11 protein-coding genes are annotated in these 11,443 nt (G+C 71.5%); 8 read left to right on the top strand and 3 right to left on the bottom strand.

What is annotated here, in order from left to right; translation table 11 throughout:
• Positions 1-321 precede the first annotated feature (321 nt).
• The 4 genes from fabI to FV226_RS01830 all read left to right on the top strand — a co-directional run bounded on the left by fabI (position 322) and on the right by FV226_RS01830 (position 3,662).
• Positions 322-1,152 carry an enoyl-ACP reductase FabI gene (gene fabI, locus FV226_RS01845; RefSeq protein ID WP_147751792.1) on the top strand — a complete coding sequence of 277 codons (831 nt, stop codon included), beginning with the start codon at positions 322-324 and terminating at the stop codon, positions 1,150-1,152.
• Between the two features lie 421 nt (positions 1,153-1,573).
• Positions 1,574-1,801, top strand: a complete 228-nt coding sequence (locus FV226_RS01840) for a hypothetical protein (protein ID WP_147761560.1) — start codon at positions 1,574-1,576, stop codon at positions 1,799-1,801.
• Between the two features lie 76 nt (positions 1,802-1,877).
• Positions 1,878-2,117: a DUF2188 domain-containing protein gene (locus FV226_RS01835; protein ID WP_147751795.1), complete on the top strand. Its 240-nt coding sequence runs from the start codon at positions 1,878-1,880 to the stop codon at positions 2,115-2,117.
• 33 nt (positions 2,118-2,150) lie between these two features.
• A complete protein-coding gene (locus FV226_RS01830; protein ID WP_147761559.1) occupies positions 2,151-3,662 on the top strand; it encodes a DUF6880 family protein in 1,512 nt (503 codons plus the stop codon).
• Here the strand turns inward: FV226_RS01830 and FV226_RS01825 are convergent.
• Both FV226_RS01825 and FV226_RS01820 read right to left on the bottom strand, forming a co-directional pair.
• Positions 3,659-4,018 carry a DUF427 domain-containing protein gene (locus FV226_RS01825; RefSeq protein ID WP_147761558.1) on the bottom strand — a complete coding sequence of 120 codons (360 nt, stop codon included), beginning with the start codon at positions 4,016-4,018 and terminating at the stop codon, positions 3,659-3,661. The two genes, FV226_RS01830 and FV226_RS01825, sit on opposite strands and share 4 nt — an antisense overlap.
• The gene (locus tag FV226_RS01820) at positions 4,015-4,914 is read right to left on the bottom strand and encodes a methyltransferase domain-containing protein (protein WP_147761557.1); all 900 of its coding nucleotides are present in this window, start codon (positions 4,912-4,914) and stop codon (positions 4,015-4,017) included. The genes FV226_RS01825 and FV226_RS01820 overlap by 4 nt, the downstream gene beginning before the upstream one ends.
• 166 nt (positions 4,915-5,080) lie before the next feature.
• On the opposite strand from FV226_RS01820, the gene FV226_RS01815 reads away from it, so the two are divergent.
• Positions 5,081-5,305 (top strand): hypothetical protein, encoded by a 225-nt coding sequence (locus FV226_RS01815; RefSeq protein WP_147751799.1) that lies wholly within the window; start codon positions 5,081-5,083, stop codon positions 5,303-5,305.
• A 97-nt stretch (positions 5,306-5,402) separates the two neighbouring features.
• Positions 5,403-6,137: a ComF family protein gene (locus tag FV226_RS01810; protein WP_246685659.1), complete on the top strand. Its 735-nt coding sequence runs from the start codon at positions 5,403-5,405 to the stop codon at positions 6,135-6,137.
• Positions 6,138-6,146: 9 nt separating this feature from the next.
• On the opposite strand, the gene FV226_RS01805 is transcribed toward FV226_RS01810, so the two are convergent.
• Positions 6,147-6,722: a GNAT family N-acetyltransferase gene (locus FV226_RS01805; protein WP_147761555.1), complete on the bottom strand. Its 576-nt coding sequence runs from the start codon at positions 6,720-6,722 to the stop codon at positions 6,147-6,149.
• A gap of 300 nt (positions 6,723-7,022) precedes the next feature.
• Here FV226_RS01805 and zapE point away from each other — a divergent pair, with 300 nt between their 5' ends.
• Together zapE and FV226_RS01795 are read left to right on the top strand one after the other, a co-directional pair.
• A complete protein-coding gene (gene zapE, locus FV226_RS01800) occupies positions 7,023-8,240 on the top strand; it encodes a cell division protein ZapE (RefSeq protein ID WP_147761598.1) in 1,218 nt (405 codons plus the stop codon).
• Positions 8,241-8,429: 189 nt separating this feature from the next.
• Positions 8,430-11,360 carry a response regulator gene (locus tag FV226_RS01795; protein ID WP_147761554.1) on the top strand — a complete coding sequence of 977 codons (2,931 nt, stop codon included), beginning with the start codon at positions 8,430-8,432 and terminating at the stop codon, positions 11,358-11,360.
• Positions 11,361-11,443 lie beyond the last annotated feature (83 nt).

Raw genomic sequence — 11,443 nt, 5'->3', positions numbered from 1 at the left:
CTTGAGGCTGTGCCAGGGAGTGGAGCGCGCATGACCTTCTTTCTCATCGGCTTGGCGCTCGCGGCGGTCGTCCTCGGATCGGCCGGCATCTACGCCAAGCAGGCCTTGATCGACGACGCCAAGTCGCAGACGCGTGGCTACTTCTGAGGTTGCCACTCTGCGCCGGACCGCTCGAAGCCCTGCCTTGCGGCAGGGCTTTCGTGTTTCAAGGGGACGCCTTTTTCCAGGTCCGAGATTGGACAGCGCCCTCCCCCGCGCCTAAGCCTCGATCCGTGTTGACGTGCGCCCGATGCGGCGCAGCACTCGGGAGTGACGGATCGAATGACGGGTTTGATGGCGGGCAAGCGCGGCCTGATCATGGGCGTGGCCAACGACCACTCGATCGGCTGGGGCATCGCCAGGACCCTGCACAAGCACGGCGCGCAGCTCGCCTTCACCTACCAGGGCGACGCGCTCGGCAAGCGCGTCGCGCCGTTGGCCGCGCGGCTCGATTCCGACATCGTCCTCCCCTGCGACGTGGAGAACCTCGCCTCCGTGGACGCGACCTTCGCCGCCCTTGACGAGCGCTTCGACGGCACTCTCGACTTCGTGGTCCACGCGATCGGCTTCTCGGACAAGGCGCAGCTCAAGGGCCGCTACGTCGACGTGACCACCCGCGAGAACTTCTCGCGCACCATGACGATCTCGTGCTTCTCCTTCACCGAGATCGCGCAGCGGGCGGCCAAGCGCATGCGCGCGGGCGGATCCCTGCTGACGCTGACCTATGGCGGCTCCACTCGCGTCATGCCGAACTACAACGTGATGGGTGTGGCCAAGGCGGCGCTGGAGGCGTCGGTGCGCTACCTTGCCACCGATCTCGGCCCGGACAACATCCGCGTGAACGCCCTCTCGGCCGGGCCGATGCGGACGCTTGCCGGCGCCGGCATCGCCGACGCGCGGCTGATGTTCAACCACCAGAAGGCGCATGCGCCGCTGCGCCGGACCGTGACCCTCGACGACGTCGGCGGCTCGGCGCTCTACCTGCTGTCGGACCTCTCGTGCGGGGTGACCGGCGAGATCCACTTCGTCGATTCCGGCTACAACATCATCTCGATGCCGCGCCCCGACGTGCTCCAGGCGCAGGACGAGGCCGGCGTCGTCGGCGACGCCTGACCCTCAACGCGTCACCGCGATCAGCCCGATCACCAGGCTCGCGGCGAGCAGGATCAGGTGGACGCCACCACCGGCGGCGAGCCACGCACTCATTCCTGGGTCGAACCCGCCGATATACGCCCCGGGGGCAGCAGCCCGGGCTCGCGCGACGGCCGCCGCACGGCATGGCGCCCGCGCCGCTCGATGACCGCCCGCGGCGGCGGCGCGGAGGGATAGTTCGACGCGAACGGGTTCGGGGGCACGGCGGAGCCGGTCGGCCCGAACGTGCTTCCGGCATAGCCCCGGCCCTGTGATAGGGCGGGGAGTGATCCGGCCGCGAGGATCGCGGCGGCGAGCAACGTACGATAGGGCATCGACATCCTTTGGTGTGTGGCCCCATCCAGATAGGGCCGCGGCGGCGCGAGCGGGATTGGACGACGGCATGGAACCGCATCGAATCGAGCGCGACGGCACGCAGTACGAGGTCGCCTTCGAGCGTGCGCCCGAGGGCTGGGTCGCCCGCATCCGCAGGCTCGACGACGGCGCGGTCCACGTCGTCGCCTTCGCCGACGGGGCCGGATACGACTCCGACGACCCGCGCGGCTCGCTGATCGCCGGCTGCGAGGCGGCGATCGAACGCCTGCCCTGGGCCGCCCCGACCCGGCACTGAGCGGGCGGCTTGCGGAACCACCGCGCCGCCGACGTGTTCGCGCTGGACAGGTTTCGTTCCAGGTCGGGAGATTGCGATGTCCGAAGTCACCTATCACGTCGTCGAGCACGACGGCGGCTACGCCTACAAGGTCGGCGACGTGTTCTCAGAGACCTTCCCGAGCCACGACGAGGCCCTGCAGGCGGCGCAAGCTGCCGCCGCCGAGCAGCAGGTTCCGGGCTCGACCGAGGGGATCCGCTACCAGGACGGCTCGGGCGCCTGGCACGACGAGACCGCCCGCGGCGATGATCGGCCGGTGGCGAAAGTCGAGGATTGATCGAGGCCGTGATGGGCGGGGTCTGGACGTTCGATGCCTCGCAAATCGGCCACGGCGCCTCTTAAATCCGTTCCGTCGGCGGTCAAGCCGCCGAAGGGCACCCGCCGCACTACGCCCTCCCCCGAGACGCTGGCGGCGCTGAGCCCGGATCGCCTGATCGGCCTGATCCTCGGCGAGGCGGCGCATAACGCCGCGTTCAAAAAGCTCGTGAGCGCGGCCCTTGCCTCCCTGCAGGGCCCGGAGGCCGTCGCCGCGATCGTGGATCGCCGGCTCACCGCCCTTGAAGGCGCCCGCGGCTTCATCGATTGGCAGAAGCGCCGAGCCTTCACAACCGACCTCGGTGCGACGGTCACCGTGATCCTCACGGAGCTGGCGACCCTCAACCGCGCGGCCGCCCTGGAACGTCTGGTGCGCTTCCTCGGTGGGGCCGACGCGGTGCTGAACCGGGTCGATGACGGCTCGGGCGCGATCCAGGCCATCTACGAGCGCGCCTCCGAGGCGGTCGTCGCCATTGCGGCGGACCTCGATCCGGACGCCGCTGGCTTATTCGCCTTGACATTGATCCCGCGCGTCGTCGCCGACCCCTACGGACCGTTCGGCCTACTGATCCGCGATCTCGTCCCGCGCCTGCCCGCCACCGCGCTGCGATCCCTCGACGACGCGCTTGCCGAAGCCGTCTGCGCCGGGGCCAAGCCTGCCGACGGCACGAGCGGGACGCCTGCGATCCGCGCCGGTCTGACCCACGGGAACCTCCTGCGCATTCGCCAGGACATCGCCGACAGCCGCGGAGACGTAGACGCCTACGTCGCGCTCGAGCAGGCGATCATGCCCGGCCGGCCGGACGTCATCGAAATCGCCCGGCGTCTGCTCGACGCCGGCCGCGCCGCGGAGGCGCTGGACTGGATTCGGCGCCCGGCATCCTCACGGGGCCGCGTCGTCACCCGCGCGTCGCTCGCCGTCGGCGACGCGGCGATCGACGGCCGAGCGCGGGAGCGGATCGCCCTGGAAATCCGCATCCTCGATGCACTCGATCGACGGGAGGAAGCCCAGGCGCTGCGCTGGCGCGGGTTCGAGACCCTGCTCGACGCCGACATGCTGCGGGCGCACCTCGCGAAGCTGCCCGACTTCGAGGACGAAGAAGTTTGGGAGCGTGCCCTCGAACACGTGAGCCGGCACGACGACGCCCACCGCGCGCTCGCTTTCCTCGTGGCGTGGCCGAGCCTCGACCGCGCCGCGCGCCTCGTCCTCGCTCGCGCTTTGGAGTGGCGCGGCGCCGCCTACCGCTTGCTGGAACTGGCGGCGGACGCGCTGGAGCCCGCCCATCCTGCGGCGGCCGCAATCCTGTTGCGCCGGATGATCGACGACATCCTCGGCGAGGGTCGGAGCAGCGCCTACCCGCATGCGGCGCGCTACCTCAAGGCCCTGGACGCGATGGCGCCGCGGCTTCTTGCCGGCGCGATCGAGCCGGCGCCGGAAGCGTATCGCGCGGGCCTACGCGCGGCGCACGGGCGCAAGTACGGGTTCTGGCCGCTGGTCCAGGATTAAGTGGTTTCGATGCCGTCGACCCGGTCGGGGTAGAAAGCCACATGCCCGGCGATCTCGGCCACGGCCGGGAACGGCGCCTCGTAGCTCCACACCGCGTCCGGCCGCGACGCGTCGCCCACCTTGATGCTGAAGTAGCTGGCGTCGCCCTTGTACGGGCAATGGCTCGTCCGCGCCGAAAGCGTGAAGTGCGAGAGGTCGACGTCGGCGCGCGGGACGTAGAGCACCGGCGGATACGACGCCTCCTTCAACGACAGCGCGTTGCGGCTGTCGGCGACGGCGACGCCGTTCAGCATCACCCGGATGCGACCCGGATGCGGCGTGACGGTGATTGGATGGTCGGGGCCGGGCTGTCTCATCGTGGAATCCTCTCGTTGGGGTTCAGCTCGATGGTGCCGAGCGCGTCGGCGAGCCGGGCCTTCGCGCTTCCCGGCTTCAGCGGCACCTGCTGGCTCGCATGCGGTGCCCATCCGGTCAGCCAAAGCACCTCGAAAGTCGCGCGAAGCCGGCCGTCCGCGTCGGCGAAGCGGGAGGCATAGATCTCGGCCATGCGGATCAGCGTGGCGCGCCGCAGGGGCGTGCGGCGGCGCTCGACCAGCGTGTTGGTGAGGCCCATGGCGCGCAGGTCGCGCATCAGCGCGAACGGGTCGGCGTAGCGCACCGTCACGGTCTCGGTGTCGGCGACCGGCAGGGCGAAGCCCGCCCGCTGCAGCAACGCGCCGGCCTCGCGCACCTCGGCGAACGGTGCGACCCGCGGGCTGATGCCGCCTTCGACCTCGCTCTCGGCCTGGGCGAAGCTCGCACGCAGCTCGTTCAGCGAGGCGCCCCCGAACAAGCATCCAAGGAACAGCCCGTCCGGTTGCAGGGCGCGGCGGAGCTGCACCAGCGTGCCGGGCAGGTCGTTCACGCCCTGGAGCGCCAGCAACGAGACGGCGCAATCGAAGTGGCCAGGGGCGGCCGGAAGCGCCTCCAGGTCGGCGACCGCCTGCGCGACGCCAGGCTCTGCTGCCTCGGCGAGCGGCGTGAGCCGCAGCACCGCCGCGTCGGGATAGCGGGCGGCGAGCACGCGTGCCGCCGTGGTCGTCGGCGTCGCGAGGTCGAGGCAGGTGGTGAAGGTTCGCAGCACCGCGCCGAGGCGGTCGTCGAGGTCCGCCGCCATGCGGGCGACGAGGAAGTCGGCGAAGCCCGTGCGTCGCGCGCGGGCGAGGCGGCGGCGGGCGAGCCCGGTGTCGAACAGATGCGAAGGCGCTGTCATGCACAGCCACACATGGCGCTCGACCCGTCCGGTTGCCAGCTGCGGCGGCGCTCGGCGAAGGTGGTCGGCCGACCATCACAGTTTTGCGAGGGTGGAACGGGTCTGGACGATCGCCGTTCTTGGTCAGTTCCATCGGCTGCTGAGCCGCATATCGGAGTCGCATCCCATGATCCGCTTTCTGTCCGGGGCCGCCCTGGCCCTCACGATCGTCGCCTTCGGCTCGACCGCCGAGGCCAAGGGCTGCATCAAGGGCGCCATCGTCGGCGGGATCGCCGGCCACTATGCCGGGCACCACGGACTGGTTGGCGCCGCCGCAGGCTGCGCGATCGGTCGCCACCGCGCCAACGCCGAGGCCCGCCGCAACGACCAGACCCCGCCCGCGACGCGCTGAGCCGGCTGCGCGCTGCGTCAGGGCGTGGGTCGTGCCTGCGCCTGAAAATATCGACAGCGAGGAAGGCCGTGCATCGAAAGGTGCGCGGCCTTCCGCCATTTTCGGCCGCGCCGCGCGGGCGCTCGTCGGCCTCGTCTACCCGCCCTCTTGCGCGGGATGCGGCGCAGCCACGGCCGATCCCGGCGCGCTCTGTCCCGCCTGCTGGTCCGGCCTGCGCTTCATCGAGGAGCCGTGCTGCCCGCGCTACGGGACGCCGTTCGCCCTCGACCTCGGGATCGGCCCGCTGCTGTCGCCGCGCGCGATCAGCGATCCGCCGGTCTTCGAGCGGGCGCGAGCGGTGGCGCTCTACGACGACACCGCTCGCGGGCTCGTGCACCGCCTGAAATACGAGGACCGCCTCGACCTCGCCAAGGCGATGGCGGCGATGATGGCCGCCTCCGGCGCCGCCCTGATCGCGGAGGCCGATTGCGTCGTGCCGGTGCCGTTGCATCGCTGGCGGCTGTGGCGACGGCGGTTCAACCAGGCGGCTTTGCTCGCCCGCCCCCTCGCCCGCGCCGGGCGGGTGCCGTTCCTGCCGCAGGTGCTCGCGCGGGTGAAGGCGACGCGCTCGCAGGTGGGCCTGAGCCGCGCCGGGCGCGCCGAGAACCTCCAGGGCGCCTTCCGCGTGCCGCCGGTGCACCGGGCCGCCCTTCAGGGCCGACGCGTCCTCCTCGTCGACGACGTCACCACCACGGGCGCGACAGCGAACGCCGCCGCCCGCGCGCTGCTGCGCGGCGGGGCGGCCTCCGTCGATCTCCTCACCTTCGCGATGGTGGCCGACCCGATCGGCTGAACGGCCGTCTCACGCCGGCCGCAGGGCGGCGATCGTCAGGTCGAAGGCCTCGGCGATGCCCTCGTGCCAGAGCGAGAACGGCGTCGGCCGTTCGAGATGCAGGGCCGCCTCGGCCTCCATGCCGCTGGCCTGCAGGTCGGCGCCGTGGCGCAGCGCGAGACGGCGCATCGGCCCGTTCCGGGCAAGGCACCGCACGTGCAGGTCGCCGACTCTTCGGTTGCGGGCGGCTTCCGTGATCCGCGCGAACAGGGCGCCGCCGAGGCCGCGGCGGCGATACGCGCGCTCGACGGCGAAGGCCGCCTCCGCCTCGGCGCCGAAGTCGAACGCCGTCGCGCCGGCGCGCGACGGGCGCAACTCGGCGACGCCGCGCAGGACGCCGGAGACGAACGCGCCGAAGATCAGGCCCTCCGCCGTCACGGCGCGCTCGGCGTAGGCGTGGATTCCGGCCTCGCCGACGGCGCCCATGAAGCGGTTCGCACGGGTCTCCGGATCGAGGCGCAGGAAGTAGGCGAGGATTTCGGCGCGGTCGCTCGCACGTAGGCGGCGGATCGTGTGTCCCGCCGGCTTCGGCTCGGGCAGTGCCATGGTTCCAGTCTCCGATTGCGCGGCGCTGACGTCTGCGCGCATCCGGGCGTGCCCTCCCTCGAAGGTAGCGCCGGTCTCGCACCGCCAAGCCGATTGTGCAATGCAACAATTCGTCCTTGCGGTTTGCGGCGTGGGCTGACATGCGCTGGGCGGATGGAACCCGTTTCCTCGTATCGTGCTGGGCGGCGGGTTGATCGCCCTGTGCGCGCGCTGCAGACGGGTGATCCGTCCTTCGCGCCGCAACAGGGCCGAGGCCGAGCAGGATCCCGTGGTCGTGAGCCGGATGTCGTGAGCCCAACCTTGCCGAGCCAGGCGCCCTCCGCAGACGCGCGCAGCGGCGCGCTCTCCCCCGGGCCCGTCCACGATCGCTACGAGGCGCTGATCGCGTCGGGTGCGATCGAGCGCGACCCGGCGCAGGCGCGGCTGGTGCGCGCCCTCGACCGGCTCGCCCTCGACCTGGAGCGGCGCCGACGCGCCAAGAAGGGCAGCGCCCTCGGCTGGCTGTTCTCGCGCAAGGACACCGTCGGGCCGACGAAGGGGCTGTACATCTGGGGCTCGGTCGGGCGTGGCAAGACCATGCTGATGGACCTGTTCCACGAGGCCGCCCCCGGCCCGAAGCGCCGCGTCCACTTCCACGGCTTCCTCGCCGACGCGCACGAGCGTATCCACGCCTACCGCCAGGCGCTGAAGCGCGGCGAGGTCAAGGGTGACGACCCGATCGGCCCGGTCGCCGACGCGTTGGCCGACGAGGCGACGCTGCTGTGCTTCGACGAGTTCACCGTCACCGACATCGCCGATGCGATGATCCTCGGCCGGCTATTCGGAGCGCTGTTCAAGCGCGGCGTGACGGTGGTGGCGACCTCGAACGTGGAGCCGGACCGGCTCTACGAGGGCGGCCTCAACCGGGCCCTGTTCCTGCCCTTCGTCGAGGAGCTGAAGGAGCGGGTCGAGGTGTTGCGCCTGGATTCGCGCACCGACTTCCGCCTCGAGAAACTCGGCGGCGCGCCGGTCTACCACGTGCCCGCCGACGCGGCCGCGCGCTCGGCGCTCGATGCCGCCTTCCGCGGCCTGACCGGCAAGGCCAAGGGCCGGTCTGCGACGCTCACCGTGCACGGCCGTCAGGTGCCGGTGCCGCAGGAGGCTGCGGGCGTCGCCCGATTCAGCTTCGACGACCTCTGCGCCCAGCCCCTCGGCGCCTCCGACTACATGGCGATCGCCCGCGCCTTCCACACGGTGATCGTCGAAGAGATTCCGGTGATGGGCGAGCAGAACCGCAACGAGTGCAAGCGCTTCATCACCCTGATCGACACCCTGTACGACCGCCACGTGAAGCTCGTCGCCTCGGCCGCCGCCGAGGCGCAGGCGCTCTACTCGGTGCGGCAAGGCCGCGAGGCCTTCGAGTTCGATCGGACGGTGTCCCGACTGATCGAGATGCGCTCGGTGGAATACCTCGCCCTGCCGCACGGCCGGGCCGATTCCGAGGCTTCCGGCTCGACGACCGGCCTCGTCGAGACCTGATGCGGCTTCGCGGCGCCTGCCGCGCCGACGGGTAAAGCTTCGACAACCGCGCGCGCCCGGTTATGTCTGCGCGGATCGCCCCGGCACGTCGCCGGGCCGATCCGGGGCGCCCGACATGATCACCCATCCGAAACATCCGCCCGCGGCGGGTGGTGCTGCGACGCGGACCCGGATCGGGATGGCCGTCGCGTGATCAATCCCCGGTCGATCTCGTTCCTGCGCCGGGCCAACTGGCGCAGCGCGCGGCCTTTCGCGGGCCTGCTCGGCTCGCCGGTCGCCTTCGGGTTGCTGCTCGTCGCCCTCGTCGCCGGCGCCTGGAACTACGTCGGCGGCGAGGCGAGCCGCGCGGCGGTCGCGGCCGGGACCGCGCGGATCTCGCAGCTCGAGCGTCTGCTCTCGGCGGTGAAGGACCTCGAGACCGGCGAGCGCGGCTACGTCCTCGTCGGCGGCGACATGTACCTCGAGCCCTACCAGAAGGCGCTCGGTGCGATCGATACCGGCCTGACGGCGCTCGGCCGCGTGGCGCAGGCGCCCGTGCGCCAGGGCGGCGCCTCGCTCGCCGCCCTGATCGCGGACAAGCGCGACTTCGCGGCCCGCGTCGTCGCCGCCCGCCGGGACGTGAGCTTCGACGCGGCGACGGAGATCGTCCGAACCGGCGTCGGCAAGCAGCTGATGGATGCGATCCGCTCCGAGACCGCAGGGCTGCAGGCGGCGACCGCGGAACGGCTGGAGGCCGACCGCAGCCGGGACGTCGCCCGCTCCCTGCTGCTGTCGGTGCTGGCGGCGATCTGTGCCGTCGTCGCGATCGTCCTCCTCGCTCGCCTCGCACTCGTTCGCCGGCGCGAGGCGATGCGGATGTCCGGGCTCCTCGACGGCGTCCTCGCGAACGCCCCGGTCGGCCTCGGCTTCCTCGACCGCGACCTCAAGATCCGCCACATGAACCGGGCGCTCGCGGTGATGAGCGAGCGCGGCTTCGGCGCCGACCTCGGCGCGCCGATCTGGGCGATGCTGCCCAACCTCGCGGACGCCCTCGGCCCGAAGCTCGCCGCCGCCCTCAACGAGGGGCTGGTGACGCCGGACGTTCCCGTGGCGGTGCCGACGCCTTCGGCCCCCGGCGGCGTGCGCCGGTTCTCGATGAGCTTCTACCCGTTGCGCGGCACCTCGTCGGACCGAGAGCCGGCGATCGAGGGCGTCGGCATCGTCGTCCTCGACGAGACCCTGCGCTGGATCGTCGAGGAGCGCATGCGCCGCAGCGAGGAGCGCTTCCGCTCTCTCATCGAGGCGAGCGCGTCGATCGTCTGGACTGCGACCGCGGAGGGCAGCCTGCATCCGCGCCAGGCGTCTTGGACGCGCTTCACCGGCCAGGACGACGCGGCCTATGCCGGCGAGGGCTTCCTCGACGTGATCCACGTCGAGGACCGCGCGCACACCGCAAAGGCCTGGCAGGCGGCAGTCTCGACGCTGCAACCCTACGAGACCGAGCACCGCCTGCGCCGGGCCGACGGCGAATTCCGGCACATGGCGGTACGCGCCGTGCCGATCCTCGCCGAGGACGGCAGCCTGCGCGAATGGGTCGGCACCCACACCGACATCAGCGAGCGCAAGGCGGCCGAAGCCGCGGTCGAGGCGGCGCGTCAGGCCGCCGAAGACGCCAACCGCGCCAAGAGCCAGTTCCTGGCCAACATGAGCCACGAGCTGCGCACCCCGCTCTCGGCGGTGATCGGCTATTCCGAGATGCTGCAGGAGGAGCTGGAAGACCTCGGCGAGCCGGCGCTGATCGCCGACATGAAGAAGATCGAGTCCAACGCCCGCCACCTCCTCGGGCTGATCAACGACGTGCTCGATCTGTCGAAGATCGAGGCCGAGCGGGTCGAGATCTACGCCGAGGACTTCTCCGTCGCCGACGTGGTGGCCGAGGTCGCCGCCACCGTCGAGGGTTTGGTCGCCAAGAAGGGCAACGCCCTCGACCTGACGATCGCCGACGACGTCGGCACGGCGCATACCGACGTGACCAAGCTGCGCCAGTGCCTGATCAACCTTCTGAGCAACGCGGCGAAGTTCACCGAGAACGGCCGCGTCGGCCTCACCGTCACGCGCGACGCCGACGCGGTCCTGCGCTTCGCGGTGAGCGACACCGGCATCGGCATGAACGAAGAGCAGGTCGGCCGGCTGTTCGAGCGCTTCACCCAGGCCGACGCCTCCACCACCCGGCGCTTCGGCGGAACCGGGCTCGGGCTCTCGATCACCCGCGCCTTCGCCGGACTTCTGGGCGGCACCGTCGAGGTCGCGAGCGTCGAAGGCGCGGGCAGCACCTTCACCCTGACGCTGCCGGCGCAGTTCGCCGGCCCCGATGCCGCCCCCGCGCAGGGCGAGGACGGGGCGGTCGGAAACCGTATCCTCGTCATCGACGACGACCCGGCGACGCGCGACCTGCTCGCCCGCTTCCTCGAGAAGGAGGGATTCGCCGTCTCCACCGCCGAGGACGGACGCCAGGGGCTGGAGCGGGCGCGGGCGCTACGCCCGCGCGCGATCCTCCTGGACGTGACCATGCCGCGGATGGACGGCTGGTCGGTGCTGCGCGCGCTCCGAGCCGACCCGGAGCTGGGTGCGACGCCGATCGTCATGGTGACGGTGCTCGACGAGCAGAACCTCGCCTTCTCCCTCGGCGCCACCGACTATCTGCACAAGCCGATCGAGTGGGGGCACCTCAAGGCCGTCACCGACCGGTTCCGTCCCGGCAACGCCGAGGGGCCGATCCTCGTGGTCGAGGACGACCCCGACGCCCGCGAGCGGGTGACGACCTTCCTGGAGCGCGAGGGTTTCCCGGTCTGCTCGGCCGAGCACGGCAAGCTCGCGCTGGAGGCGGTGGCGCGGGAGAAGCCAGCTCTCGTGCTTCTCGACCTGATGATGCCGGAGATGGACGGCTTCGGCTTCCTCCGGGCGCTGCGCACCCGCGCGGAGTGGCGCGACATCCCCGTGGTGGTGCTCACCGCCAAGGACATCACCGCGGAGGATCGTCGCCGCCTCGCGGGGCAGGCCGACCGTGTGATCAGCAAGGGCTCGATGAGCCTGTCGGACCTTGCGCAGGAGGTGCGCGGGTTGGTCGGTGGTCCGGCGTAGAAACGACGCGGCCCCCTCTCCCGTTCGGGAAAGGGGGCCACACTTCTTCAGCACGTGCGCTCGAGGGTACGTCTCAAGGCTCG

It is taken from the genome of Methylobacterium sp. WL12 (assembly GCF_008039475.1).
GTDB lineage: Bacteria > Pseudomonadota > Alphaproteobacteria > Rhizobiales > Beijerinckiaceae > Methylobacterium > Methylobacterium cerastii.
Note: the sequence above shows the minus strand (reverse complement) of the source record. Positions and strands in the feature narration are given on the sequence as shown.

Excerpts from the sequence above, each read along its gene's own strand:
- fabI (WP_147751792.1), top strand. The coding sequence starts at position 322 with ATGACGGGTTTGATGGCGGGCAAGCGCGGCCTGATCATGGGCGTGGCC.
- FV226_RS01840 (WP_147761560.1), top strand. The coding sequence starts at position 1,574 with ATGGAACCGCATCGAATCGAGCGCGACGGCACGCAGTACGAGGTCGCC.
- FV226_RS01835 (WP_147751795.1), top strand. The coding sequence starts at position 1,878 with ATGTCCGAAGTCACCTATCACGTCGTCGAGCACGACGGCGGCTACGCC.
- FV226_RS01830 (WP_147761559.1), top strand. The coding sequence starts at position 2,151 with ATGCCTCGCAAATCGGCCACGGCGCCTCTTAAATCCGTTCCGTCGGCG.
- FV226_RS01825 (WP_147761558.1), bottom strand. The coding sequence starts at position 4,018 with ATGAGACAGCCCGGCCCCGACCATCCAATCACCGTCACGCCGCATCCG.
- FV226_RS01820 (WP_147761557.1), bottom strand. The coding sequence starts at position 4,914 with ATGACAGCGCCTTCGCATCTGTTCGACACCGGGCTCGCCCGCCGCCGC.
- FV226_RS01815 (WP_147751799.1), top strand. The coding sequence starts at position 5,081 with ATGATCCGCTTTCTGTCCGGGGCCGCCCTGGCCCTCACGATCGTCGCC.
- FV226_RS01805 (WP_147761555.1), bottom strand. The coding sequence starts at position 6,722 with ATGGCACTGCCCGAGCCGAAGCCGGCGGGACACACGATCCGCCGCCTA.